This is a genomic window from Dongia sp. (genome assembly GCF_041910485.1).
Taxonomy (GTDB): Bacteria; Pseudomonadota; Alphaproteobacteria; order Dongiales; family Dongiaceae; genus Dongia.
The window spans coordinates 46172-72685 of sequence record NZ_JAYRQR010000058.1 but is presented as its reverse complement, the minus strand read 5'-3'; the positions used below and the strand labels follow the sequence as shown (position 1 = coordinate 72685).

Sequence of the window (26514 nt, the reverse complement as noted above, 5' to 3'; positions counted from 1 at the left end):
TTTCCATGACCATCGCCCTTCCCGCCCGCGCCCGCGAGATTCAGGCGCGCGTCCGCGCTTTCGTCGATGCAGAACTCATCCCCTGGGAAGTCCATGCCGAGATGAATGACGGGCTGGTGCCGGACGATATCTGGAAGCGGATGAAGACGAAGGCGATCGAAGCCGGCCTCGACAATATGGACCTGCCCGTCGCCATGGGCGGACGCGGCTTCACGACGCTGGAGCAGGCGGTAGCGCAGGAACAGACCGGGCGCGTCACCAATGCGCTGGGCTGGTGCGCCAACAATCCGCAGAAATGGATGCTGGAGGCTTGCTCACCTGCGCAGATCGAACGCTGGATCAAGCCGCTCATGACCGGCGCGCGCCATGAATGCTATGCCATCACCGAAGCCGAGGCGGGCTCGGATGTCGACGCCATCAAATCGACCGCACGCCGCGATGGTGAAGTCTACGTGCTGAACGGCGAGAAGTGGCACGTCACCAGCGCCAATCTTTCCGACTATATGTTCTTCCAGGCCAAGATCACGACCGGCCCCAAGGCAGGCGCGCATGCCCTGTTCTTCGTCGACATGGATACGCCCGGCGTCGATATCGTCCGCACCCCGGCCTATACGCACAATTACCGTGCGCATCATCCGATCTATCGGCTGACCGATGTGCGCGTGCCGGTGGGCAATCTGATCGGCCAGGAAGGCGATGGGATGGGCTTCACCTATGCCTGGTTCCGCCACGAGCGGCTGATGATCGCCGCCCGCTGCTGCGGTGCCGCCGAGCGCCTGATCGAGGAGGCGACCGCCTTTGCCAAGGAGCGCATCGTCTTCGGGACACCGCTCGCTGATCAGCAGGCGGTGCAGTTCATGCTGGCCGACAGCGTCACCGAACTGTTTGCCGCGCGACTCATGACCTATGAAGCCGCCCGCGCCATCGACGCCGGCGCCGACGTCAAGACCGCCCATGCCCAGTGCAGCATGGTGAAGCTCTATGCCAGCGAGATGGCTGGCCGGGTGGCGGACCGGGCCGTGCAGATCTTCGGCGGGCGCGGCTATATGCGCGAGAATGTGGCCGAACGCTTCTTCCGCGAACTCCGCGTCGACCGCATCTGGGAAGGTGCCAGCGAAATCCAGCGACTCATCATCGCCAACGGCCTGCTGAAGCGGGGTGCGGATAGTCTCGCCGGTTAAGCAGCACCCCCGCCCTAGCCAAACCCCGCTCCGCCCCGCTACATTCGCCCCGGGGACGGGGGTTGATTGGCAGGGGTTCGAATATGCTTCAAGGCGTTTGGCGGGCGATGCAGCCGGTGCTTCCGGTCCTCATCGGCATCACCCTCATCGAGACGGCGCTTGGCGTGCTGATGCCGCTCATCGGCATTCAGTTGGCGCGCTGGGGCGTTTCCTCGATCGTGATCGGCGCCGCCGCCTCGGCCTATTTCATAGGATTTTTAGCCGGAACCCTGTTCTGCCAGCGCATCATCAAGCGGGTCGGTCATATCCGCGCCTTCGGTGTCTTCGTGGTTCTTGCCGCCGACGCCACCGTCCTGCACCTCGTCATCCAGGATGCCTATTTCTGGATCGCCTTCCGCGCCATCGCCGGTTTTTCGCTCGCCGGCGGCTTCGTGGTGATCGAATCCTGGCTCAACGACAAATCGAGCGACGATACGCGCAGCAAGATCTTCGCCGTCTATACGGCGGTGAGCTGGGGGGCCTCGGGCGTCTCGCCGCTGCTCCTCAACGTAGACGATCCGACCGGCGTGCTGCTCTTTGCGCTGTGCACAGTCTGCATGGCAAGTGCCATGATCCCGCTGGGTCTTACCAAGATCGGCAATCCCGTGATCGGCGAGCACACGCACCTCTCGATCCCGCGCCTCTTCAAGGCATCGCCTTTGGGTGTCGTTTGCTGCTTCGGTGCCGGCTTCCTCAATGGTGCGCTCTACGGTCTGCTGCCCGCCTATATCGACGGCATGGCGATGGGTGAGAAAGAACTGTCGCTGCTCATTCTGGTCGGCACCATCGCCGTGCTGCTGTCGCAATTCCCGATCGGTCACGCTGCCGACATCTATGGCCGCCGGCCGATCATCATCGGCACCGTCGCAGCATCGTGCCTCCTCTGCCTCATCATTTTCGCAACGCCCGAGCTTCCCTACGTTTTCCTGCTCTGCCTCTTCTTCCTGCTTTCAGCTTTCCAGTCGCCGCTCTACGCGCTGGGGATCGGGCAGACCAGCGACTACGTTGCCAAAAAAGACTTCGTCGCCGCCTCGTCAGGCCTGCTCTTTGCCTGGGGCCTCGGCGCCTCGATCGGACCGTCGCTCGCCGGTGTCACCATGAATGAGATGGGGCCACACGGCCTCTTCCTCTTCGTCGGCTGCGGCTATGGCCTCATCGTCGCCTTCGCGCTCTATCGCGTGCTTCGGCGCAAGGCGAAGACGCCGGAGGAGCAGAGCAATTTCGTCGCCGTCCCTGCCGTCCAGGGCGCCTATGGCGCCCCGGAACTCGACCCGCGCGGCGAACACATGCCGCATGTGGGTGCGCGGGTCTCGTCGGAGTAAATTACCGGGGGCTTACGTCGTCGCCATGATTGGGAGCGGGCGGCGGAACTTCACTTCGCCGAGATCGCCAGCATCGAGTTCGCGCGCATAGCGGTGGCCGCTATAGACGGCGTGGGCAATGATGCCGGGGGCCAGGCAATCGCCGATCCGCGTCACCGCCTTGATGCCGGCGTCTTTCAGCGCGTTTGGATTGGCCACCAGCGCGTGATAGAGCGCCTCTTCAGGCAGGCGCGCCGTCACCGGCACCACGGCATCGACCGCGATGAAGTGCGGCTTCTCGCCATAGGCATGATCGAGCTGAGCAACGCCATCTTTGACCTCGACCAGGTCGTGCGAGGTGATGACGCGCACGCCAAGCTCCCTCAGGCGCTTGTTGATGAAGATGAGCTCCAGCGTGTTGCCGGTCCAGCTCGAGGCGGCGTCGGCCGTCGTCACATAGACGACATTGAGACCCGCCTTCACCAGGCGTTCGCAGAGAACGCCGGCCAGATAGAAGAGATCGTCGTCATAGACCAATACCGTCCCAGCGGGCGGCAGGCGGCCTTCCATGACATCGTCCGGCGAGAAGACATTGGCGTTCTCAAGGCCGGGAATGGCGCGGGCGTGACTGCGCCCCACGCCGTCCTTGCGCCAATGGCTGCCGGTGGCAAGCACCACGCGTTCGAAACCCTGTTCGAGGATCGTCGCCGCTTCCATCCGGCTGTCGAGATAGGTTTCGACATTGGTCATCTTGCCGATCTGGCCCAAGCGATAGTCGCGGACGCGCCCCCAGGCGGAGAGGCCGGGAAGGCGCGACTCCTTGTTCACGCGACCGCCGAGTTCGGTCGAGCTTTCCGCCAGCGCCACCTCATAGCCGCGCAGGCCCAGGGCACGCGCCGCCTCGAGGCCGGCGGGGCCACCGCCGACGATCAAGACACGGTCGTTCGAAGCCTTGGGCGCGATGATTTCCGGGTGCCAGCCCTTGCGCCATTCCTCGCCCATGGTTGGGTTCTGCGTGCAGCGGATCGGCGTAATGGTCATATCGCCGGTGATGCAGATGTTGCAGCCGATGCATTCGCGGATATCGTCGATACGGCCTTCCTCGATCTTCTTGGGCAGGAAGGGATCGGCGATGGAGGGACGTGCCGCGCCGATGAAATCGAGATGCCCTTTCTTGATCAGCGAGACCATGCGGTCGGCCGAGGTATAGCGGCCGACGCCGACCACCGGCTTGCTGGTCAGTTTCTTGACGAAGGACGTAAAGGGTTCCTGATAGCCTTCCTCGGCAAAGCGCGAGGTCTGGGAATCATATTTCCAGTTGGAGACGTTGACGTCCCAGAGGTCGGGGAGATCTGCCAGCATGGCGACGATGTCTTTCGCCTCGCCTTCGAGCGAGACACCGTCATCGCCCATCATTTCCTCGACAGCGAAACGCACGGCCACGGCGCAGGTATCGCCGACAGCGCTCTTGGCTTCCTCGATCAACTCGCGAAAGAGGCGGACACGGTTCTCGAGGCTGCCGCCATATTCGTCCGTGCGCTGATTGCGTCGCTTTTGCAGAAAGTGCATGGGCAGCGACAGGTCGTGGCCGGCATAGACATAGACGATATCGAAACCGGCCTTCTTGGCGCGGATTGCCGCGTCGCGATGCCAGCGGCGGTAATTGCGGATATCCTCGCGATCCATCGCCCGCGCCTGGAATGGATAATAGTTGGTCGGCTGGTGGCTGGGGCCGATTGGCACTTCGCGGCTGTAGAGGTTCGAGGAGGACGGGCCGTTATGGACCAGTTCCACCGCCGCCAGCGAATTGTGGCGATGCACAGCCTCGGTCATCATGGAGAGATAGGGGATGTCGTGATCGTCCCAGATACGCGCTTCGACGTAAGGGGACACATCGCCGCTGGGGTGAATCTCGCATTCCTCGGTCGAGACGACAGCCCAGCCCCCTTCCGCCTTCATGCCACGCATCGCGGCATGGCCCTGCGGATGCTGATGACCCATCCCGTTGCAATGCGGCACCTGGAAAAAGCGATTCCGGGCCGTGACCGGGCCGATCTTCACCGGCTCGAACAGAATGTCGTAACGTGGGTCGCGGGACATGATTTCCCCCTGCCTTGGAATGGGTATGCGGGTTTTGGGGCGGACTTTAGACGGGCCGCCGAGATAGACGCAAGCCATGCTTTCCGGCTAACTTTCCCATCCTTGCGGCGTTCAAGAAGTCTGACGATATGAAGAAGAAGCTGGCCGTGGCGCGGCTGTGGTACGAGGGCAATTCATTTTCGCCGATTGCCACCGGCCTCGATATCTTCAAGGCGCGGGAATGGACGGACGGGCCGGCGGCCTTAGCCGTCTACCGCGATACGGCGACGGAAATGGGCGCCGTGGTCAGCTTCGCCGACACGCAGCCGGATTGGGAGGTGAGCTTCCTGCGCTGCGCCGCCGCCCCGCCGGGCGGCCCCGTCGCCGACAATGCGTTCGACATCATCCGCAACGATATCGTCACCGGCCTGCAGCAAGGAAAATGGGACGCCGTCTATCTTTCGCTGCACGGCGCGATGATCACCAAGAGCGATCCGACACCCGAGCTCGAATTGCTGCGCGAGGTACGCGAGACGATCGGCAAAGTGCCGCTGGCCGTCACGTTCGATCTTCATGCCAATATAGGCCAGCCCATGATCGATCTGGTCGACATCGCCATCGGCTATAAGACCTATCCGCATGTCGACATGGACGACGTGGCGCGCGAGGCGCTCGCACGGCTGGTTGATATGGTCGCCGGCAAGGTCCGGCCGGTCGGTGCCATCGCCAAGGTGCCGGCGATTTATACCAGTTTCAACATGCGCACGACCGATGGACCGATGGCCGAGATCGCGGCGCTCGCTGCCAAATGGCGTGCCGAGCCCGGCATCCTCGAAGCAACCGTCTTCGGTGGCTTTGCTTATGGGGATTCCCCCTTTGCCGGTCCGACCGCCCTGGTATTTGCCGATGGCGACCGCATGCTGGCGCAGCGCGCCGCCAAATCCCTGGCGGCGGAGATGGCCGCGCGACGCGAACGTTTCGATCTCAAATTGCCCACGCCGGAGGAGGCGATCCGCCAAGCGCTCGCCACACCCGGCGACAAGCCGGCAGCCATTACCGACCCCGCCGACAATCCCTTGTCCGGCGGTATCGGCGATACGCCGACCCTCTTCCGCGCGCTGCTCGAGGCGAAGCCCGAGGTTCCGTGCGTCTTCGGCTTTTTCTGGGATCCGGATTTGGTGATCGAAGCGCGCCGTGCCGGTATCGGCGCGACCTTGGATGTCGCCTTCGGCGGCCGCGTCAGCTCGGCCTTCGGCAAACCGGTACGGATTGCTGCCAAAGTATTGGCTCTCACCGACGGCAAGTTCCGCAATGTCGGACCGTTCGAGCACAATCTGGCGGTCGATGTCGGCGACACGGCGCTGTTCGACGTCGAAGGCATCAAGGTGATCGTGACCGCCAGCTGCCAGACACCCAACGATCCTGCCTATTTCACGCTGCACGGCATAGACCTTGCACAAACAGGCCTGCTCTGCGTCAAGGCCAAGAACCATTTCCGCGCGGGTTTCACGCCGCTCACCCGTGCCATCATCGAGTGCGACGCACCGGGCCCAGCCGCGGCATCGCTCGGCCACTATGAATTCAGATTTGCGCCCCAGGCTCTACTGGCCGGGCGCTAGGCCGGAAGCTCGGGCAGTCGGGACTCAATGTCGCTTAGCAGCGGAAGACTCGGCTGCGCGCCGCTCTTGAGGCAGGCGAGTGCGCCGCCGACACTGGCATAGCGCAAAGCCTCGGCAAGGCTCTTGCCGCGATCGAGTGCCGCCGCCAGACCGCCGACGAAGGAATCACCGGCACCCACGGTATCGACCGGCTTGATCGGCAAGGCCGGAACCGCAATGCGCGCGCCATCCTTGAGATGCGCTTCGGCACCAGCGCCGCCAAGGGTCACAATCACATTGGTTGCGCAATGTGCAGCGATGGCAGCCGCTGCTGCGCGGGCATCGCCCGCAGAAAGCTTGAACTGCCGCGCGATCTGCTGGGCTTCTGTTTCATTGCCGACCAGCCAATCGACGAGTTCCGGAATTTCAGCCGGCAGCGCCGCAGCCGGTGCAACGTTCAGGAGGATACGGGCGCCCTTGGAACGGGCGCGTCGAACAAGTTGCCAATTCTCATCGGGTGGCGTTTCCATCTGCAGCACCAGGATCGTTGCCGGTCCAAGAAGCGCATCCGGCACCTGATCGGCACGCGCCATGCGATTGGCGCCCGAAGCGACCACGATCTGATTTTCTCCGGCGGCATCGACGCAGATGGATGCCAGCCCAGTCGGCTCGATGACGCGCACCATGCGGGCAAGATCGACACCAGCCGTGCGCAGATCCGCGAGCGCCGTGTCCGCCAGCGGATCGGCGCCAACCGCACCGACCATCGTGACATTGCCGCCGGCGCGCGCCGCCGCCAGCGCCTGGTTGGCGCCCTTGCCACCGGCCGCCAGATGATAGCCTGGCCCGAGAACGGTTTCGCCGGCCTTCGGCAATTGCCCCACCCCGATAATGACATCGACATTGAGTGAGCCAAAAACAACGATCATGGGCGCACCTCGATGATGCAACGCGTCGGTTCCGATCGTGGTGGCAGATCGATGATGCTCTCCTCGCCCTGGTGCATCGCCTCGAGTGCGAGATCGCCATAGCCGATGCCACCCACGTGACCCGGCACGATGATGCGACCGCCAATGGCCGGTGCCTCGAAGCTGATCCGGTTTGGGGCGATCTCGACATGGCGCAGGCGGCCGATGATCTCGCTGGCCAGGACCAGCCGCCCATCAAGACGCAGATTGAGGCGCCCGCGTGCGATGTCGATCTCGGCCCGTCGGCCGAAGGCATTGAGGGGACCCAGATGCAGATCGGCGCCGCGGTTGTTCAACTCCCAGCCATGCCAAGGTGTTACATCGATGATTTCGTTGACGGCGATGATGGGCATCAGCACGCCCCAGCCGTAGAAAAGATCCGTGTCAGGCTGATCGTCGCCGAGGCCGGTTTCGGCGCTGAAATTTTCCGGACATTGCCGCCGCGACCAGCTTGCCGCAAAGACAGCAGCGGAATCATCGGCCAGTTCGCTGGCGACTGCGTCGAAGCCGGCGCGTTTCAGACCCTGGTAGGTGAGATAGTTGAGCGGCGGCCAAATGCGCCCGCGCCAATAGACATTGTCGTGGTAGGCGGGGTCATCACGCGTCACCGAAGGGAGGCGCCATTGACCGCCGAATTTCTTCGGATCAGCCAGCGCATGCAGAAGGCCTTGTTGCTGGCCAGCATCAGCGGCCGCAGCGAGGAGCGGATAGAATGAGGTCGGCGCCACGGCGCGGACGAAATCTCCCGCCCAGCGGCGATTGGCGAATATCTGCCGGTCCTTGTCCCACAGCTGATCGGCGATCCGCTTCCGCAAAGAAGCGGCGCGCGTCAGCAACCGGTCGGCCGTCGCCGCATCCCCCAGGGACCGCGCCCAATCGGCCAGCACTTCCGCATCGACGACAAGGAGCGCGTTGAGCCCCACATCGAAGCAATCGAGACACCCGGTGGCCGTATCGAACACAGCCTCATCATGGATCGGTGAATTGTCCATTGAGGATTCGTTCTTGGCGCCGAGCTTGGTCGAGCGATAGAGGCCGTTGCCGATACCGGCGGACGTGCCCCAACTCATCATGCCCCGCCCAGCCCCGTCGCGCCGCGCGAACCACCAATCATGGGCACGCAGCAGCTTGCGGTAGCCAAGTTCGATCAGATCGGCGGCCCCAGTATGCTTCCAGATCTTCCAAAGAATGAATGAGCAGACCGGCGGCTGCGACCGGTCGATCCACTGGTCGCGGCCGGTGATCAGGCAGGGAAGATTGCCCTCCGGCGTCTCGGTTGCGAGCACGGCTCGGATATTCTCGCGCGCCAGTCCCGCATCGAGCAGGCCGGAACCCAGCGCGTGATAGAAGATGTCGGTGAGCCACAGCCCAAAACCGCCGAACTTCTGCGCGACCCAGGTCCGGCTGAGGCTCATATAGGGCCAGTCATTGATGAAATCGTGGACCGAATTCCAGCCGACGATGTCGCGAATGGCGCCCAGTGCGGGATCATTGGAAAGATCGGGAGCTGGCGCGGCATTCAGCGCCACCTTCGCATCGGCCAGTGCCGATGCCGGGTCAACACCGATGCCGATCGCAAACTGCATGGCCGGCATTTCATCGAGATTGTACCGCAGAACGGCAACCCGGCCGCTCACGCCGCGTGAGCCCAGATAGAAATAGCCATGCTCTGCCAATTCCGCCGCGAGGCCTGATCGGTCAGCGTGAAAAGTGGCCATCAAAGGCGCCTGACTGCCGATGACAACCACATGCTGCCCATCGATCTCGGCCGAGAGAAGGCCGGCAGCCTCGTCGAACGTCCAAAGGATATCCGGTCGGCCTTCGACCTCGAAGACCGGCATGATCCAGAAGCGCAAACCCCATTCGGCGAAGGCCGTCGCCTGCCAGGCGCCGCGCAACGCCCCACCGGACGGCTGGTCCCAGCGCCAATCAAAGGCTGACCCGCCATGCCGCGCCGAAAAGCGCACATTGTCGGCTGTGATTCCCCGCGGGCCGTAAGCGATGTCACCTTTCACCGCTGGAAAATCGGTAAAGCTTGCCGCCGCGGCCGAATAGGCCGTGATGGTGACGGTAAGTCGCAAGGGCAGATGCATCATCTGCGCCGGATACTCGCTGCGCCAGCTGTTCCAATGCCGCTCTTCGGCCAACTTGGCGACACTCACGGCCATTGCTCCAGAACTTCCGCGACGGTGCTGAGATAGACTTGGGATTGCAGGCGCCGTGGAATGACATCGAGAATGTGACGATGCCCATCGGCGTCTGAACTGATGAGCGCATCCCCCGGCAGTACGACGAAATAGCCGCGATCGACCGCATCCATCAGGGTCGCCAGCACGCAGACGTCGGTCTCGACGCCGCTCATGATCAATGTATCAGCCTTGCGCTCCTTCAATGCCTGCGCGAATGCCGGGTTGTGGAAAGCGGAGTAAGTCGGCTTGTCGAAGACGTTCCCCGGCGCATGAACCAGCTTCAGTAGATCGGGAAGGATGGCCATTTCCGCACCGGCCGACAGAGTGGCGCCCGGCCATTTGCGATAAAGGGCCGCCCAGGATCCTTCCGCATCATCCGCCGAATGGGCCGAGATGAATCGGGTCCAGAGCGTTTGCGCTGGTTTGGCCGTCGCAAGCCGCGCAATGGCCGGCACCACACTATAGATCCCGGCAAAGCCCCATTGCGGGTTGGTGGCGAACACTTCCTGCATGTCGACCACGATATGCTGGCTGCGATTGCTCAACGGCAGTTTGGAATCGGTGCTCACGGCTCAACCACCACATTGTCGGCTGTCACCCATTCGAGCGTGACAGGACTTTGCTCGGGCAGTGGCGCCCGGCTCTTATTCTGCTCGAAGACAACGAACAGGCGATGTCCCACGCTGATCCGGTAGGTCAGGCTGGAACCCGAGAAGATGGCCGCCTGCACGCGCCCGATGACGCGATTGAGGCGCGGCGCCTGACTACCACCAGGTTCGATGCCGATCTTTTCCGGGCGCAAGGCAACCAGGGCATTCGCGCCGACGGAAAGGCCTTGCGCGGCAACGACGATCTCGCTGCCATCCTCCACCGTCACGCGTGCCTCGTCGCCATGAATTGCCGCGACTTTCCCTTCGATGAAATTGGCCTCGCCCAGAAACCCGGCGGCAAATCGGTTGACCGGCCGTTCATAGACCTCACGCGGGCCGCCAGCCTGAACGACACGCCCTTTATTGAAGATGGCGACCCGGTCGGAGAGCGTCAGCGCCTCTTCCTGGTCATGGGTCACAAAAATGGTCGTGATGCCGATCTGGCGCTGGATGCGGCGGAGTTCCACCTGCATCTCCTGCCGCAAATGCTTGTCCAGCGCCGATAGCGGTTCGTCGAGCAACAGGACCTTTGGCCGCGTCACGAGCGCGCGGGCCAGAGCCACACGCTGCTGCTGACCACCCGACAGCTGTTTCGGCCGACGCTGTTCCAGTCCCGACAGGCGAACGAGGTTGAGGCTTTCGGCAACGCGCTCCTTGATTTCGCCCGCCGGCACACCGCGTACGTCGAGGCCGAAGGCGATGTTCTCGGCAACGCTCATATGCGGAAACAGCGCATAGTTCTGGAACACCATGCCGATGTTGCGCTGGTGCACGGGAATGCGCGAGATATCGGTCCCATCGATGCGGATCTCGCCGGCATCAAGGTCGATAAAGCCGGCGATCGCCCGGAGCAGTGTCGTCTTGCCCGAACCGGACGGACCGAGCAGTCCGAAAAACTCGCCATCGGCAAACGTCAGATCGACGCCGTCCAAGGCAGCGACCGCACCGTAGCGTTTGATGGCGCCCGTGACGGCGACTTCACTCATTGCCGGATCTCTCCCCACCGAAACGATAGAACCTGGCCACGATCAGCATCAGCCCCATCGAAACGAAAATGATGATGGTCGAGATGGCATTGATTTCCGGCGTGAACCCCTTGCGGATCGAGGTGTAGATCTCGACAGGCAAGGTGGTAATGCCGGGCGGGGCCAGGAAATAGGAAATGACGAACTGATCGAAGGATACGGCGAAGGCAAACAAGGAAGCTGCGACGACACCCGGCGCCAGGATCGGCACCGATACGCGCCGGAACACCTGCCAGGGTGTGGCACCCAGCGTTGCCGCCGCCTCTTCGAGCGACTTCGGATAATCGTTGAGGCGCGCGCCCACGACGAAGATGACATAGGGCAGCGACAGGGCGACGTGGCCCAGCAAAATGGCATGGAGGCCGCGCGCAATACCGGGCGCGCCGATGGCCTTGCCGATCCAGAAGAAGAAAACCAGCATCGCGGTGCCGATGACCAGCCAGGGAATGGCGATCGGCGGAAAGAGCAGCGCCTGCAGCAAGGTCTTGCCGCGGAAGGCATAGCGGCCGAAGGCAACGGCGGCCATGGTGCCGAGGCTCGTCGCGATCACTGTATTGGCAAGGGCGATCAGCACGCTGTTGAGGCCCGCCTTGAGCAACTTGTCATTCTCAGCGAGGGCCTTGAACCAGACGAGATCGAACTCGAACGGCAGGCCGTAGAGCGGCGACTTGTTGAAGGCGAGCAGCGCCATCACCAGGATAGGCAAATAGAGGAAGACGAGCACAAGTATGAGATAGAAGCGGATTCCGCCGTCGACGAGACGCCTCATGCCGTTCCTCCCTGCTTGCGGAGGAAGGGATAAAGAATGCCGAAGATCACCAGTACGATGGCAAGGAGGACGAAGGAGAGCGCCGAGCCCAACGGCCAGTTCGCCGTCACGGTGAACTGCTCCTCAATATTCATGCCGAGCGTCGCCCCTTTGGCGCCCCCCAGAATCCGCGGCTCCATGAACGATCCGATCACCGGCACGAAGATCAACGCCGCACCGGAAATGATCCCGGGCAAGCTCAGCGGCAGAACCACGCGACGGAAAGTCGTGAGCTTGCTGGCGCCCAAGGACCGCCCAGCTTCAATCAGGCTGTCGTCGATCGCCTGCAAGGCGATGTAACAGGTGAGGATCATGTAAGGCAGATAGGAATGGACCAGGCCAATGATCACCGCCGGATAGGTGAACAGCAGGTCGACCTGGGGTGCTCCTGGAAAGACGGACTGGACGGCGACGTCAACAATGCCGTTGGGCCGCAGCACCATGGTCCAGGAAAAGATCCGCACCAGGGCATTGGACCAGAAAGGCAGCACGATGAGCAGGAAGATCGCCTCCCGCCAGCGTCCCTTGACACGCTTTGCCAACGCATAGGCTGCCGGGTAGCCGACAAGCAGGCAGAAGAAGGTAACCCAGAGGCCGAGTTCGATCGACCAGCGCGTCAGCGGCCAATAGAACGGCTTGGAAAAGAAAGCCCCGTAGTTGCTCCAGGTAAAGCTGCCGGGGGTCGGCATCAGCGGCGACTTGTCGAGGAAACTCAACGCCAGCATCGCCGCCAGCGGCAAAAAAATCGTCAAGGCCAGCCACAGATAGGCGGGTCCGGTCAACGTGACGATGGCGATGCGGGTGCGTGTCGTGGGGCGCATGAGAGAGCCTCCCGAACGATGACGCCGCTCCGCCTTGCGTCGGAGCGGCGTCTGTCATTCCTGGGCGAAGCTGGAACTTACTTCGCGTACTCGGTCTTCACTTCAGTCCAAAGGTCGGAATAGGCCTGACGCTCTTCGTCGGACAGCGGCGCCATGTATTGCAGGCGCTTGATCGCCGCTTCATCGGCATAGAAGGCTTTCGACGGATCGCTGTCGGGGAGAGCCGCCATTGCCTTTGTGTTGGCCGAGGCCGGCGCGCCGACCTTGGTCGCCCATTCGACGTAATAGGTCGGGTCGATCATGTAATCGATGAACTTGTGCGCACCGTCGGCATTCGGCGCATCCTTGCCGATGGCAAGGCCGTCGAACCAACCCACGCCACCTTCGTCGGAAACGACATAGCCGACCGGCAATTTGAAATTGGTCTTGCTGCGCAATGCCGAGCCCGACCAGTAGACCGAGACATCGAAAGCCTTGGCCTGGAACTGCTTGTTCCACTCGTCTTCCGACGACCAGAGCAAAGCCACATTGGGCTTCAGCGCCAGCAGCTTTTCCTTCACCTTCGCCAGGTCCTTGGGGTGGTTCATGTCCTGGCCGGTGGCAAGGGCCGCAAAGCTCACCGCCTCGATGGCGTCGTCGCGCAGAGCAACGCGCTTGGCGTTCTTGGCATCCCACAGCACTTCGAGCGATTTCGGGGCATCCTTGAAGACGTCGGTCGAATAGGCGATGGCCGTGATACCCCAGACCCAGGCGACGCCGTAGGTCTTGCCGTCGACATTGAGCAGGTTCGAATCGCGGAAGGCGGGGTTGAGATCGGCGAAATGGCTGATCTTCGCGGTGTCGATCGGCTGCACGACGCCGAGTTCGGAGGCGCGGCCATTCCAGGCGCAGTTGGTGACGATCACGTCATAGACCCCGGGATTGGTCTGCAGCTTCGTGATCATCTCGGCTTCGGAATTATAGTATTCGTGCACCACGTCGAGACCCGTGGCCGCCTTGAAGGCATCGAGCGCCCATTTCTCGTCGGTGCCGTAGCCCTGCCAGTTGAGGACCTTCACCTCACCGGACGCCATGGCGCGGCGGGAGATGAAGGGGGCGACCCCCATGCCGAGGCCAAGAGCCGAAGCGCCGGCAACGAACTTGCGGCGCGACACATTGTTAAGCAAACGCGTCTTCCCAGTCATATCTTCCATCCTCCTAGGGGCCAGGGCCCGACCGGCACACGAAACGGTGCCTTCAGGTTGCGAGCAAAACATGGTTTATGGCGACATTCAAGCAAAGATCATTTGTATACAAACAAACTTCGCTTCACCAATGCTTGATCATCGGGAGATGATTTTTGGCGCCACTTCCTTTGCACTGCAACAACCGAGTCCCGGCCCTTGACTTGCCTCGCCGGTCCCGCCGTGATGCGGATGCATCGAGCGGATGAGGAATGGCTTACGGCGAATGACGCAACTGCAAAATAGACCGACCGGGGGTCCTCAAACATTGCAAGCTGGCAAAGCTGGCGATGCCTTGGTCCCGCGCGCCCGCTTCCCATTGCTGCGCGACGCACCTGACCTCGTCTATCTCGATAGCGCCTCCAGTGCACAAAAGCCCGACGTCGTCATTGACCGATTGGTCAATTTCTATCGTCATGAATATGCGAACATCCACCGTGGCCTCTATCCTTTGAGTGAGGAGGCAAGCGACGCCTACGACAAGGCACGCGCCCGGGTCGCCCGCTTTCTCGGTGCGACCAGGAACGAGATCATCTTCACCCGCAACGCGACCGAAGCCATCAACCTGGTCGCCCATGCCTATGGCGACAGCCAATTGCGGCCGGGCGACCTCATCCTCACGTCGCTGCTGGAACATCACGCCAATATCGTGCCGTGGCAGTTGCTCAAAGAACGGCGGCGCCTGCGCCTCGCCGCCATCCCAATCGACAGCGCCGGGAACATCGATCTCGCCCGCTATGAAATGCTGCTGGCGCGCGAACCGAAGCTTGTTGCCATTACCGCCGCCGCCAATACGATCGGCACCGTGACGCCCCTGCCCAAGATGATCGCTATGGCGCATGCGGCCGGCGCCCTCGTTCTGGTCGATGCCGCTCAGGCAGCGCCCCATCTGCCGATCGACGTCAGGTCACTCGATTGCGATTTCCTCGCCATCACCGGACACAAGCTGTATGGGCCGGACGGCATCGGTGCGCTGTTCGTCAAGGAAGCCATCATGGACGATCTGCCACCCTTCCTGGGCGGTGGCGGCATGATCCGCTCGGTCACCATCGAACACACCGAATTTGCGCACGGCCCGCGTCGCTTTGAGGCCGGCACACCGGCCATCGGGCCGGCCATCGCCTTCGCGAGCGCACTCGACTTCATCGAGGAAATCGGTTTCCCGGCCCTAGCCGGACATGATGCCGCGCTTGCCACCTATGCCGCGGAACGGTTGCCGGAGATATCCGGCCTCAACATCATCGGCGCGCCGAAAGAGCGGATTGGAATCATGTCGTTCACGATGGACGGGCTCCATCCACATGATATCGGGACGCTCCTCGGCGAAAGCGGTGTCTGTCTCCGCGCCGGGCACCATTGCGCCCAGCCGCTGATGGATCATTTCGGCATCACCGGCACGGCCCGCATTTCGTTTGCCGCCCACAACACAACCCAGGATATCGACCGACTGGTTGACAGCTTGGCACGCGTGCGGCAGATGCTGCGTTAGGGTCGGCATTCCAACCACGAGACCGAGCGCACATGATTCTCATTATTCCCGATGTCCTCACTCCGGACGAACAGTCCCAGTTGCGCCTTCTGGCTTCGCAGTCGAATTTCGTCGACGGCAAGGAAACGGCGGGCTTTCGCGCGAAGCTGGTCAAGAACAATGAGCAGGTTGCCAAGGACGCGAGCAACAAGAAGCAGTTGCAGGAGATCGTGGTCGGCGCGCTCTTGCGGTCCAAAGAGTTTCGCCGTGGCGCCATTCCGTTGCGTATCAGGCCGCCCCTGATCAGCCGCTATCGCCCGGGGATGACGTACGGAGTGCATGTCGACGATGCATTGATGGGTTCGTCTCTCGCGCGGGACCGCACCGATGTTTCCTGCACCGTCTTCTTGAACGACGCCAAAGAATATGAAGGCGGTGAGTTGGTCGTACATTCACCCTATGGGATCCAAGAGATCAAACTGCCGGCGCGCTATGCGGTCATCTATCCCTCCGGCACGCTGCATGAAGTCGCCGAAGTGACGAAGGGGGAGCGGCTGGTTGCCGTCACCTGGATTCAATCCTATGTGCGGGACGAGCGGCATCGGCAGTTTCTCTATGATGCTCTCCAGATCCGCGACAAGTTGCACAGCATTGATCCGAAGATGGTTGAGGCCGACACGGCGTGCCATCTTTACACCAATCTGCTGCGCCTCTGGTCCGAGAACTGATCTTCCCACCGGCTCAAGCGAAAGCGTCGGCAAAGAACGCAACGATACGCCTGAACAGGACGCGCTGATTCTCCGGCCGGCCGATGCCGTGCCCCTCATCGTCGAAGGTGAGCAACTCGTAATCGACGCCCGCCGCTTTAAGGCGATGCACAACGTCGGTGACGTTCTGCGGGGTCACATTGGGATCGTTCTCGCCCTGAACGATCAAGAGCCGCCCCTTGATATGACTGACAAAATGAATCGGCGAACGCTCGCGGAACCGATCCGGCGCGGTCTGCGGCGATCCGCCCATCATCTCTTCTGAATAGGGCCGCAAATCAGGCCGGGTCGTCTCGTAATCGACCACCAGGTCCGTCATGCCGCAGATCGGTGCCGCGGCGGCAATGGTCGCGACGGGAAAATGCGTGATCGCCCACCAGGATGAATAGCCGCCATAGGATGTGCCGGTGATGCCAACCTTCCCGGCAACTGCAATGCCGTCCCGAATAAGCGCTTCGGCACCGGTGCGGATGTCTTCCTGTTCCTTGCCGCCCCACCCTTCCACCCGGATCGATTCCTCGAAGGCAAGGCTGAAGCCGGTTGAGCCCCGATAGTTGGGCGTCATCACGTTGAAGCCGCAGGCGACGTAATATTGAATCTCGGGATCGAACGCATCTTCATCATGGTGCGTCGGCCCGCCGTGAACCAGCAATATCGTGCCCAACGCCGGAACGCGGCTCCGATAAAGCCAACCCTGGATTTCCAGGCCGTCGACCGAAATCCAACGATAATCTTCGGCCGGCACAAGTTCTTCAGGGGGAAGAGCGGGCCTGGTCGGATGTTCGGCAAGCATGCCGACCGCCCTATAAGGTGCGTTGCGCTCCAGCCGCAGAAGGCGAGCCGGTGTTTGTGCGTCGTAATGCCAGCTCACCCAGCGGCCGTCGGCTGCGAGACCGAGTGGGTCATAGGCGCCACGCCCTGGCTGAAAGGGGGATTCCATTCGCGATCCCGGATCGAGAAAGCTGATCATGGGGCGCGCCATCCTGACCTCTTCGATCACCAGATGATCGGTGCGCTTCAACCAGATGGCGTCCTCGATATTTCGAGAGGGGTCGGCGACCAGCCAGTCGATGCGCTCATCGGCCAAATGCCAAAGGCCGATGCGGCGATGCGGTTTTCCCTCCGCAGCCAGGACGATGGATTGCCCGTCCGGCGACCAGGCGCCGTCGACCTTGGCTGCTGCGCCGACATTGACAATCTCCCGGTCGAAACTGCCATCGATCGCCGCCAACCAAAGCTGTGCGCCGGCGGGATCGAGATCCTTGCGTTCATAGAGTAGGTATTTGTCGTCGGGGGAGACGAGCGGCCACATGAAGGCTGCCTTCTCAGGTCGAGCAATTACTCTTTTCTCGCCACGCTCGATATCGTGGCAATAGATGAACGCGGCTTCGGTCTCCGCTCCTGTGTCCGGATCGACATTGGCGGCATAGACCAGCGTGCGATTATCGGCGAGCAGCTGACCGCCGTGGATATAATAGTCCGGCGCCTCTGGCGTCAGGCGGCGCGGGGGCAGATTGTCGAGGAAGACCTGCAGCAGACTGATCCGCTCGTCGCCATCCTGCGACTGGCCGACGATGATGGAGCGCCCGTCCCGCGCCCAGATCAGATAATCGCAATCGCGCCCGTCATCGACGAGGCAACGCGGCGGCGCGCTGCCGTCGGCCGGTTGCATCCACAATTGCGTCGTCGGCGCCAGCTTGCCCCAGATCCAGGCGAGCTGCGATCCATCGGGCGAAAGATCGGCGTCATAGATCGCCGGCAGATCCAGCAACCGATCGAGAAAGGAATCGTGCGCGGAAAGGTCCGTCATCATCCATGTCCGTCTTGCATACTGGGCCAAACCTAGCGCCCCTCGCCCATTCTGCACAGATGGGCTACAAGAGATGCAGAATTTTGACGGTGCTTCCAGGTTCAACGCCGCACGCCAAACCATTGAGGTTCCAGATGAACGTTTCTCTCGACGCCGCTCTTGCCGAAGCGGAAAGCCGTTACACCGCCGCAAATCCGGCGAGTCTCGCGCGCCATGACGCCGCCCGCAATGCCCTCCCCGGTGGCAATACGCGGACCGTGCTGCATTATTCGCCCTTTCCGCTTGCGTGGTCGAAGGGCGAAGGCGCCGTCCTAACCGATCTCGACGGTCATGCTTATGTCGATTATCTCGGCGAATATTCGGCCGGCCTCTATGGGCACTCCAACCCGAAGATCCAGGCGGCACTGAAAAAGGCCATTGATGACGGCACCGTTCTTGGCGGCCCCAATGTCTATGAGGCCGAGCTTGCCGGAATCCTCAAGAACCGTTTCCCGTCATTGCAATCCCTGCGCTTCTGCAATTCGGGCACCGAGGCAAACGTCTTCGCGCTGATGACGGCACAGGCGCATACGGGGCGCAAGAAGATCATGGTGTTCGACGGCGGCTATCATGGTGGCGTGCTCTATTTCGGGCATGGCGGCATCCCGATCAACCTGCCGCTCGATTGGGTGGTGGCCCCCTATAACGATGTCGAAGGCACGCTGGACCTCATCCGCCGTCACGGCAGCGAGCTGGCGGCGATCCTGGTCGAACCGATGCTGGGGAGCGGCGGCTGTCTGCCGGCACGCAGGGATTTCCTTGGCGCCCTGCGCCAGGCGGCAAGCGAGCTCGACATCATCCTCATTTTTGACGAAGTGATGACCTCGCGCCTCTCATCGGGTGGCCTGCAGGCCGCCCTCGGTGTAACGCCCGACATGACGACCCTTGGCAAATATCTGGGCGGCGGCTCGTCCTTCGGCGCCTTCGGCGGCCGCGCCGACATCATGGACCATTACAATCCCGAGAAGCCCGGCTATTGGCCCCATGCCGGCACATTCAACAACAATGTCCTGTCGATGGCAGCCGGCCTCACGGGCCTGCGCGACATCTACACGCCGGAAGCCGCGATGGCGCTCAACGCCAAGGGCGACCGGCTGCGGGACGGACTCAACGCGCTGGGTGACAAGCACGGCGTGGCGCTGAGTTCGACCGGCTGCGGTTCGTTCGTCGGCATCCATTTCACCAAGGATGTGGTGGATCGGCCGGTTCACGGCAGCGCCGAGGAAGAGGTGCTGCATGGCAAGCTGCACAAGCTCATGCATCTCGACTTTATCGCCGCCGGTCTGTTCTTCGCCCGGCGCGGCTACGTGGCGCTCAGTCTGGCGCTTACCGATGCCGATATCGACCGCTTCATCGCTCAGACCGAAGAGTTCGTCACCTCGCGCCGGCCGCTGCTGGCAGCCTAGGTACCGAGATAGTCGCGGATCGCCGCATGCTGTGATGCCAGCACTGCGGCGGTTGCGCCGCTGAGCACGACGCGCCCGGCCGCGACGAATGCCGTCCGATCGGCAGCAAAAAGGGCGTCGGCCGGGTCGTGAGTCACCATGAGAATGGTAAGGCCTTTTTGCGTCCTCAGCGAGAGGATCAGTTCCAGCATCTCGCGGCGTAGCGCCGGCCCCAGGGCTGCGAACGCTTCGTCCAGCATCAGGATGGGGCGCCTGCGCAGAATGCAGCGGGCAATGGCCACGCGCTGGCGCTCGCCCCCAGACAATTGACCGGGCAGACGCTCTTCGAACCCCGCAAGCCCCACCTCGCGCAACGCCCAGGCGATCTGATCCTTCTCTTCGGCTGTCAGCCGCAATCCAGGATGAAGGCCGAGCCCGACATTCTGGATGACGTTGAGGTGCGCAAAGAGATTGTGGTCCTGGAACAGGGTCGTCACCGGCCGGGCATCCGGCGGCAGGTCGGTCACGTCTTCACCGCCGATGCGGATGCGGCCAGCCTGCGCCGTTTCGAACCCGCCGATGAGCGCCAGGAGCGTGCTTTTCCCGGCACCACTCGGTCCGATCACCGCCATCACTTCGCCCGGCTCGATGCTCAGGTCGAAATGCATGACCAGATCCTCATAGGTGAACTCGACACCGGCGACGTCAATGTAACTCACGACCACCCACCCAACGTTCAATCACGGCATAAGTCAAAAGCGTCAGCAGCAGCAACAGCAAAGCGGTGCTAGCCGCGCCATCCAGCCGATAGGCCCCCAACTGACCATAGAGCAGCAAGGTCAGATTGGTCAGGTCCTGGTTGCCGAAAAGAGCGATGGCACCGAGGTCGCCGAGCGAGATGACACTTGCCAGCGCCAGCGCGCTGCCGATAGGCCGCCGCAGGACCGGCCAGTCGATGTGCCGCCAGCGCTGCCACCCTTTGATGCCCAGCGCGGCGCAGAGCTTGTCGTGACGTTCTGCAGCGCCAGCCAGCGCCGGCTCCAGCAGGCCGAGCACGAAAGGCAGTGCCAGCACCGCATTCAGCAAAATGACACCCGGCACGGCCAATTGATAGAGATCGACCCGCCCCGCCGCAGCGAGGAAGATGCCCGTCCCCATCACCATCGGCGAAACGAAGAGGCCCAACCGCCCCACCAGGGCCAGCAAGAATGCCGAGCGGCGATAGTGTTGCGCCACGAGGTGACGACGCGCCTGCGCCAACACATAGCCGCCCCCCGTGGCGACGATGCCGCCACCAAGACCCAGTCCGATACTGATCAGGCTGGCTCGCAGCAGAAGAGTTGGCGCGGCTGCGGCATGGAGGCCAAAGAGACCTTTCTGGACAAGAGCAACAACAGGCAGGGCGACGAAGAGCCCGGCTAGAAGAATGAGTGTGTAGTCGCCGATGCGCGTCATCGGACCGACGCCATCATAACGGCGGACGGTGAGTCGCGTCTGGCTGCCCATCGCCATGTCGCGTCCTGTGCGCCAGACCGCCCAGGCACCGGCCGCGCACAGCAGGGCCTGCAGCAGCGCCAGCATCGCCCCCAGGCCAAGATCGAAGTCGAAGCGCAGCGCTTGGTAGATCGCAACCTCCAGCGTCGTCGCTCCGGGACCACCACCTAATGTCAGCGCCACGGCAAAGGTCGTGAAGCACAGCATGAAAATGATGATGAAGATGCCGGGAAGCTGTTGCCGCAGCAGCGGCACCTCGATGAAACGAAAGACGTCTCGGCCTTTCATGCCGAGTTGCGCCGCCAGTCGCCAGCTTTCCGGCGGAACAGCAGCATAAGACGGCAGCAGCAACCTGATGGCCAGCGGCAGATTGAAGAAGACGTGAGCCAGCAGAATGCCGTGCAGGCCGTATATTTGCGGCCGCCAGTTGGCGCCCAGGAACGTGCCGAGGGACGCCAGATAGCCGCTTCCGCCGAAGACGGCCACGATTCCGAAAATGCCGACGATTGTCGGCATCACCATCGGCAAGGCGCAAAGTCGCAAAAGCCAGGCACGACCCGGAAAGCTGGGACGACGCGCCAGTGCACGCGTCACCGGCACCGCGGCCGACAGCGACAGAAGTGTCGAGAGCAGCGCCTGCCACAGGGTAAAGCCCAGCACCCGCCCCAGATAGCCGAGGCTGGCCAAATGCAGATCAAATCCGCCGGTCGAAACCAGCAGAGCGAAAATGGCGACGGCGGCTGCCGCCAGAATCGCGGCAAGCCCGCAACCGGTCAGGACGGTTGCGGGCCAGACCCCGATCCCGGCGGCCGGGGTGCGTCGCGAGCGGCGCCTCCCGATCGACAGGCCTGTTATTGACTGATGGTCTCGATCCATGTCTTGATCCAGGCATCGCGATTGGCCGCGGCCTTTTCGGCGGAGAGCAGCAGCGATTTTTCGGGCTTCGGCAAGGCCGCGAATTCGGGCGGCAGGTCGGCACCGATATCACGCACCGGATACATGTAGTTGGTGGTGGGAATGACCTTCTGCGCCTCGGGCGAGACGAGGAATTGCAGAAACGCCGTAGCAAGGTCGGCATGTGCCGAGCCCTTGATGCGCGCCGCCACTTCGACCTGCATGTAATTGCCTTCCGGAAAAACCAGAGCCTTGTAGCGGTCCGATTTCTCTACGATCTGGTGATAGGCGGGCGAGGTTGTGTAGGAAAGTACCATCGGCGCCTCGCCTTGCGTGAAGAGGCCGTAGGCTTCGCTCCAACCCTTGCTGACGGTGAGGATTTTCGGCTTGAGACCCTTCCAGGCATCTGCCGCTTTGTCGCCATAGATTTCATTCATCCACATGACGAGACCGAGACCCGGCGTGCTGGTGCGTGGATCTTCCAGCAATATCTTCGGCGCATCCTTGCCGTCGACCAGCTCCGCAAGGCTCTGCGGCGGCGCCTTCAGCTTCTCGCTGTCATAGACGAAGGCGAAATAACCCCAATCATAGGGCACGAAATCCGCGTCCTTCCACGCGATGGGAAGCGAAAGACCCGATAGGTCAGCACCGTGCGGCGTGATGAGGCCGGTCGCTTTGGTCTCAGCCGTCAGATTGGTGTCGAGACCCAGCACGATATCCGCCTTGGTGTTCGCTCCCTCGAGCTTGAGTCGCGCGAGCAAGGCGGCACCATCTTCGAGCGCTACCCAGTTGATGTCGCATGCGCATTGCGCCTCAAAGCTCTTCTCCAGCGCCGGGCCTGGTCCCCATTCGCTGGTGAAGGAATTGTAGGTATAGATGGTGAGGGCCGGTTTTGCCTCGGCGCCGGCGAGGCCAGGCGCCGCAAGAGTGGCCAATATCGTCGATATCGCTAGGTGTCGCAGTCGCACGGTTTCATCTCCTCCGCTTTGGGTTCCAGCGGATCGGATGAATGCGGGATTGGGGCTCCGGGAGCTGCAATCGCTGACTCATATCCCTCCGCCGGCATGACCCGGATCAGGTTCCGCGGGTTGAAGCGCGCTTTCGCTTCTCTCAGCCCCTGCACCTGGGGCACCCCGTTGAGTGCGGCCACTTTCTGCGACAGAGACCTGTCTTGTCAACCCGCCTTGTCAAGCAGTGCGGAGCCAGTCCGCATGTTCCGGCTGGGCGAGGCGAGATTTGAGCCGCGCCACTCGGGCGTCGCGCAAATCCCGGAGACCGGCGAAATCGTTGCCGGCTGATAGCTCGGCCTCGCACCAGCTGGCGGCAACCAGATTGAGCACCGTTTTATAGAGCTGGAAGCGTGGCCATTGCGCCGCTCCCACCAGGGGCAGGATCAGGGCCTGCTCTAGCGGCTCCGGAACTTCCGCTTCCTGGCCGACGGCCGCGAGGTCCCAGTGCGGTTCCTCCATCGCCGCGAATTCCCAATCGATCAGCAGCAAGCTCCCGTCCGGGCGACGCAGAAAGTTTGCTGGGTTCGGATCGATATGACAGGGCACCAAGGGCAAGGGATGGCGTGCCAAGGCCAGCCGAGCCGGCTCCAGCGCGCGCCTCAGTTCCGCCATCAGAGGCGTCGGCGCGAGGTCCAAATAGAGGTCGATCGCCTGGAAGAGACCTTGCCGCGTGGCAAAGCGGATTGGCGCCCGGTGCAACCGCGTCACCAGATCGATGATGGCGCCATAGGTCGTGCGATCGACGACGTCTGCACCGGTGAGCGGACGGGACCTAGTTTCGAAAACAGTCAGGTACCAGCCCGCATCGGGATCCGCGGCAATGACGCGGGGCGCCAGACCAAGCCCGGCCGCTGCCCGCGCATTGTCCGGTTCGGCGCGTCGATCCAGATAGCGCGACGCGCTGTCGCCAGGCCAACGCAGCACCAGATCCTGTCCGCCTCCCTGCAGGCGATAGGACCGATTGGTGATACCGCCCAGCGGCGAGAGTTGCCACGCCGCGCGCGGTACTGCCGCCAGTTCCGGAACTATGGTAAACAAAGACTCAATTTCTGGGGTCAATTGCATAGGGCCAATTAGCGCAGAGCAAGGGGCCGGGGCAAGTCACAAGGGGACAAGTGGGGGCTTAGCGCCTTGCCAGAACCATGCGCCTCTGTCACCGTCCGGCATCACCAGTAGCAAGGCGAGCAATCATGTCCGGCGAGGCAGACTTTCAGTCCATGACCGACAACGAGATGGTCCTAGTTGCCCTCACCGGCGATACGCAGTTGAAGACACAGCTTGAATCGCTGTGCGGCGCCAAGGACGTGGAAGCCGTTGCATTGGTCGTGGCTGGCGATCCGGAAAAAGCGGCGCGCGCCCTTGGTGCGGCAGGGACACAGGGTGTCGGTCTTTACGACCTGCGCGGCGGCGGTACGCAGCACCACAATCTGCTGGCAGCCATCCCTACCCTCTCGCGCAATGGTCCGGTGATCGGCCTCGTCGACCATGAGGCGTCACAGATCGCCCAGGGCGCCCTGGCGGCGGGTGTCACCGACGTCATCGCGCAAGGCGAATTGACGCCCGCCATGCTGCGCCGCGTGCTGCGCTATGCGCTTGCCCGCAAGGAGTCGGAGCGCAAGCTCACGCGTTTGCGGTTGTTTGACCCGGTAACGAGCCTGCCCACGCAGATCCTTTTCTGGGAAATTCTGTCGCTCGCCGTCCGCCGCGCCAAGCGCAACCATGATTTCTTCGCCATCCTGCTCATCGACATCGAGAACCTGCCGGATGGCCACAGCGAGGATGGGCCTTATCAGGATCTCGCCATGAACGAATTGGCGCAGCGCATTACGCCCGTCCTGCGCGGCAGCGATACGGTTTCGCGCTTCGAACGGCAGCAGCTTGCCGTACTTGCTGAATCCATGCCGCGCGTGGAAGACGTCCAAATCGTGGCAGAGAAGATCATCGAGGAACTGACCCGGCCGCTGTCGCTGGGCATCGGCCCGCTTTCCATCAATGTCGCGGTCGGCATTTCGCTGTATCCGACCAGCGCCACCGGCGCCGAAGGCCTGCTGTCGCGGGCAACCGATGCGATGCTGCAGGCCCGCGACCACGGCGCCAATCTCTTCGTCTTTGCCTGATCATCCGGCCCGGCACACCCCTTGCATCGCATAGGACCAGGATGGTGCCCGGTCCGTAGCAAGGGGAAGAATCTGCCCATGTTGTCGATGTTCTCGAAACGCCCTGAGTCCGAAAAGAGTAACGATCCCAGCCGGATAGAGCTGAATACCCAGCGTGTCGACGGGTCTGGGAACGTGACCAAGCTCAAAGTACCGCAGGCAGGCTTTGCCGATGCGCGCCCGGCCCGACCGGCCACGCCGACCCGCGCCAAAGTGTTCGAGAACGTGCCGAGCGTCGGTCAATATCTCTACCACCTCAGCGCCGATGTCCGTTCGTTCACGCGCGCCGAGACGGCCCACGCCGTCAATTCCTGCAGCCCGGTTGAAGTGCAACGCGTGGCACGGCTCGCCGCCAAATTGAAGGGGCGCTACCTCGCCCAGATCGTCGATCTTGCCAGCGGTCGGCGCGGCCCCATCGGTGAGATCGACATCGCCGAAGTGCGCCGCTCACGCGAAATGGCCGAAGAAGTCGAACTTGGCCTTGCCGCTCTTCGGCAGGCGATCGAATGCGGCGACTTGCCCCTCGACGGCGTGAAGTCAGACTAGGAATTTCGGCGCCGGCCCACCCCTGTCGCCAACTTGCCCCACGCGGCGAGATCGCCTAATCCTGTGGACCTTCCAACGGTCTCCATCCTGCAGGACAGACAATTCATGCGTACGCTTTATCCGGCGATCGAACCCTATCGCACCGGCATGCTCGAGACGGGCGACGGCCACCAGGTCTATTGGGAAATCAGCGGCAATCCGGAAGGGAAGCCCGCCGTGTTCCTGCATGGCGGCCCCGGCGCCGGCTGCAGTTCGGCTCATCGACGCCTCTTCGACCCGAAGAAGTACCGCGTGCTGCTGTTCGACCAGCGCGGCTGCGGTCGCTCGAAGCCGCATGCGAGCCTCGACAACAACACGACTTGGGACCTGGTCAAGGATATCGAGAAGCTCCGCGCCATCATGGGTGTCGAGAAATGGCTCGTTTTCGGTGGCTCTTGGGGCTCGACCCTCGCCCTTGCCTATGCCGAGACACATCCTGAGCATGTGAGCGAACTGGTCTTGCGCGGCATCTTCACGCTGCAGAAGCGGGAGATCGACTGGTATTATCAGCAAGGCGCCTCGAACCTTTTCCCCGATCTCTGGGAATCGTTCCTGGCCCCCATCCCCGTAGCCGAGCGCGGCGATCTGGTGGCTGCCTATCATAAGCGCCTGACCGGCACGGACACCAAGGCGCAGCTCGAAGCGGCGCGCGCCTGGAGTGTCTGGGAAGGCAGCACCATCAAGCTGCTGCCCAGCAAGCAGAACAGCAACAATTATGGACAGGATCAGTTCGCCCTGGCCTTCGCCCGCATTGAGAACCACTATTTCACGCATGCCGGCTGGATGGATCAAGGGCAGCTGATTCGCGACGCTCGCAAGCTGAAGAACATTCCCGGCATCATCATCCAGGGCCGCTATGACGTCTGCACCCCGGCCGTGACCGCCTGGGAACTGCACAAGGCCTGGCCCGAAGCCGACTTCGTCATCGTCGACGATGCCGGCCACGCCTTCGACGAGCCGGGCATCATGAACCAGCTCATTACCGCGACGGACAAGTTCGCCGCGTAAACAAAAAGCCGCCCGT

General features: G+C 62.4%; 22 protein-coding genes and 1 riboswitch. Of the genes, 9 read left to right on the top strand and 13 right to left on the bottom strand.

Annotated features, from left to right (window positions below):
* Positions 1 to 5 precede the first annotated feature (5 nt).
* Together ACE3PP_RS18975 and ACE3PP_RS18970 are read left to right on the top strand one after the other, a co-directional pair.
* Entirely contained in the window at positions 6 to 1181 is a 1176-nt protein-coding gene (locus tag ACE3PP_RS18975; protein WP_374384848.1) for an acyl-CoA dehydrogenase family protein, read from the top strand.
* 83 nt (positions 1182 to 1264) lie between these two features.
* Positions 1265 to 2542, top strand: coding sequence for an MFS transporter (locus ACE3PP_RS18970; protein ID WP_374384847.1), 1278 nt, complete (start codon positions 1265 to 1267; stop codon positions 2540 to 2542).
* 12 nt (positions 2543 to 2554) lie between these two features.
* Here the strand turns inward: ACE3PP_RS18970 and ACE3PP_RS18965 are convergent, their stop codons facing one another.
* A complete protein-coding gene (locus ACE3PP_RS18965; protein ID WP_374384846.1) occupies positions 2555 to 4621 on the bottom strand; it encodes an FAD-dependent oxidoreductase in 2067 nt (688 codons plus the stop codon).
* Between the two features lie 128 nt (positions 4622 to 4749).
* Between ACE3PP_RS18965 and ACE3PP_RS18960 the strand changes: the two genes are divergently transcribed.
* Positions 4750 to 6219 carry a M81 family metallopeptidase gene (locus tag ACE3PP_RS18960; RefSeq protein WP_374384845.1) on the top strand — a complete coding sequence of 490 codons (1470 nt, stop codon included), beginning with the start codon at positions 4750 to 4752 and terminating at the stop codon, positions 6217 to 6219.
* Here ACE3PP_RS18960 and ACE3PP_RS18955 read toward each other — a convergent pair.
* The 7 genes from ACE3PP_RS18955 to ACE3PP_RS18925 form a co-directional block, all read right to left on the bottom strand.
* A complete protein-coding gene (locus ACE3PP_RS18955; RefSeq protein WP_374384844.1) occupies positions 6216 to 7127 on the bottom strand; it encodes a ribokinase in 912 nt (303 codons plus the stop codon). The genes ACE3PP_RS18960 and ACE3PP_RS18955 overlap by 4 nt on opposite strands.
* Positions 7124 to 9328, bottom strand: a complete 2205-nt coding sequence (locus tag ACE3PP_RS18950) for a trehalase family glycosidase (RefSeq protein ID WP_374384843.1) — start codon at positions 9326 to 9328, stop codon at positions 7124 to 7126. Before ACE3PP_RS18950 ends, ACE3PP_RS18955 begins: the two co-directional genes overlap by 4 nt.
* Positions 9325 to 9924, bottom strand: a complete 600-nt coding sequence (locus ACE3PP_RS18945; protein ID WP_374384842.1) for a cysteine hydrolase family protein — start codon at positions 9922 to 9924, stop codon at positions 9325 to 9327. Before ACE3PP_RS18945 ends, ACE3PP_RS18950 begins: the two co-directional genes overlap by 4 nt.
* Positions 9921 to 10991, bottom strand: a complete 1071-nt coding sequence (locus ACE3PP_RS18940; protein ID WP_374384841.1) for an ABC transporter ATP-binding protein — start codon at positions 10989 to 10991, stop codon at positions 9921 to 9923. The genes ACE3PP_RS18945 and ACE3PP_RS18940 overlap by 4 nt, the downstream gene beginning before the upstream one ends.
* A complete protein-coding gene (locus ACE3PP_RS18935) occupies positions 10984 to 11799 on the bottom strand; it encodes an ABC transporter permease (protein WP_374384840.1) in 816 nt (271 codons plus the stop codon). The genes ACE3PP_RS18940 and ACE3PP_RS18935 overlap by 8 nt, the downstream gene beginning before the upstream one ends.
* Positions 11796 to 12659, bottom strand: coding sequence for an ABC transporter permease (locus tag ACE3PP_RS18930; RefSeq protein ID WP_374384839.1), 864 nt, complete (start codon positions 12657 to 12659; stop codon positions 11796 to 11798). Before ACE3PP_RS18930 ends, ACE3PP_RS18935 begins: the two co-directional genes overlap by 4 nt.
* A 77-nt stretch (positions 12660 to 12736) precedes the next feature.
* On the bottom strand, positions 12737 to 13843 hold the full coding sequence (locus ACE3PP_RS18925) for a PotD/PotF family extracellular solute-binding protein (RefSeq protein WP_374384838.1): 1107 nt from the start codon (positions 13841 to 13843) through the stop codon (positions 12737 to 12739).
* Between the two features lie 307 nt (positions 13844 to 14150).
* Here ACE3PP_RS18925 and ACE3PP_RS18920 point away from each other — a divergent pair, with 307 nt between their 5' ends.
* Complete coding sequence (locus tag ACE3PP_RS18920; protein ID WP_374384837.1) at positions 14151 to 15371, top strand: aminotransferase class V-fold PLP-dependent enzyme; 1221 nt, start codon at positions 14151 to 14153, stop codon at positions 15369 to 15371.
* A 32-nt stretch (positions 15372 to 15403) separates the two neighbouring features.
* The gene (locus ACE3PP_RS18915) at positions 15404 to 16078 is read left to right on the top strand and encodes a Fe2+-dependent dioxygenase (RefSeq protein ID WP_374384836.1); all 675 of its coding nucleotides are present in this window, start codon (positions 15404 to 15406) and stop codon (positions 16076 to 16078) included.
* 13 nt (positions 16079 to 16091) lie between these two features.
* On the opposite strand, the gene ACE3PP_RS18910 is transcribed toward ACE3PP_RS18915, so the two are convergent.
* Complete coding sequence (locus tag ACE3PP_RS18910) at positions 16092 to 17927, bottom strand: prolyl oligopeptidase family serine peptidase (RefSeq protein ID WP_374384835.1); 1836 nt, start codon at positions 17925 to 17927, stop codon at positions 16092 to 16094.
* Positions 17928 to 18061: 134 nt separating this feature from the next.
* On the opposite strand from ACE3PP_RS18910, the gene ACE3PP_RS18905 reads away from it, so the two are divergent.
* Positions 18062 to 19372, top strand: coding sequence for an aspartate aminotransferase family protein (locus ACE3PP_RS18905; RefSeq protein WP_374384833.1), 1311 nt, complete (start codon positions 18062 to 18064; stop codon positions 19370 to 19372).
* Here the strand turns inward: ACE3PP_RS18905 and thiQ are convergent.
* The 4 genes from thiQ to ACE3PP_RS18885 form a co-directional block, all read right to left on the bottom strand.
* Positions 19369 to 20070 carry a thiamine ABC transporter ATP-binding protein gene (thiQ, locus tag ACE3PP_RS18900; RefSeq protein ID WP_374384832.1) on the bottom strand — a complete coding sequence of 234 codons (702 nt, stop codon included), beginning with the start codon at positions 20068 to 20070 and terminating at the stop codon, positions 19369 to 19371. The genes ACE3PP_RS18905 and thiQ overlap by 4 nt on opposite strands.
* A complete protein-coding gene (gene thiP / locus ACE3PP_RS18895; protein WP_374384831.1) occupies positions 20057 to 21721 on the bottom strand; it encodes a thiamine/thiamine pyrophosphate ABC transporter permease in 1665 nt (554 codons plus the stop codon). The genes thiQ and thiP overlap by 14 nt, the downstream gene beginning before the upstream one ends.
* Positions 21697 to 22707, bottom strand: a complete 1011-nt coding sequence (gene thiB, locus ACE3PP_RS18890) for a thiamine ABC transporter substrate binding subunit (RefSeq protein ID WP_374384830.1) — start codon at positions 22705 to 22707, stop codon at positions 21697 to 21699. Before thiB ends, thiP begins: the two co-directional genes overlap by 25 nt.
* Before the next feature lie 65 nt (positions 22708 to 22772).
* Positions 22773 to 22885, bottom strand: a riboswitch (TPP riboswitch).
* Positions 22886 to 22926: 41 nt separating this feature from the next.
* The gene (locus ACE3PP_RS18885; protein ID WP_374384829.1) at positions 22927 to 23787 is read right to left on the bottom strand and encodes a phosphotransferase; all 861 of its coding nucleotides are present in this window, start codon (positions 23785 to 23787) and stop codon (positions 22927 to 22929) included.
* A 152-nt stretch (positions 23788 to 23939) separates the two neighbouring features.
* Here ACE3PP_RS18885 and ACE3PP_RS18880 point away from each other — a divergent pair, with 152 nt between their 5' ends.
* From ACE3PP_RS18880 to pip, 3 genes are all read left to right on the top strand, one after another.
* Positions 23940 to 24866, top strand: a complete 927-nt coding sequence (locus ACE3PP_RS18880; RefSeq protein ID WP_374384828.1) for a diguanylate cyclase domain-containing protein — start codon at positions 23940 to 23942, stop codon at positions 24864 to 24866.
* A 78-nt stretch (positions 24867 to 24944) separates the two neighbouring features.
* On the top strand, positions 24945 to 25451 hold the full coding sequence (locus tag ACE3PP_RS18875; protein ID WP_374384827.1) for a hypothetical protein: 507 nt from the start codon (positions 24945 to 24947) through the stop codon (positions 25449 to 25451).
* A gap of 105 nt (positions 25452 to 25556) precedes the next feature.
* Positions 25557 to 26498, top strand: coding sequence for a prolyl aminopeptidase (gene pip / locus ACE3PP_RS18870; protein WP_374384826.1), 942 nt, complete (start codon positions 25557 to 25559; stop codon positions 26496 to 26498).
* The last annotated feature ends 16 nt before the right edge of the window (positions 26499 to 26514 follow it).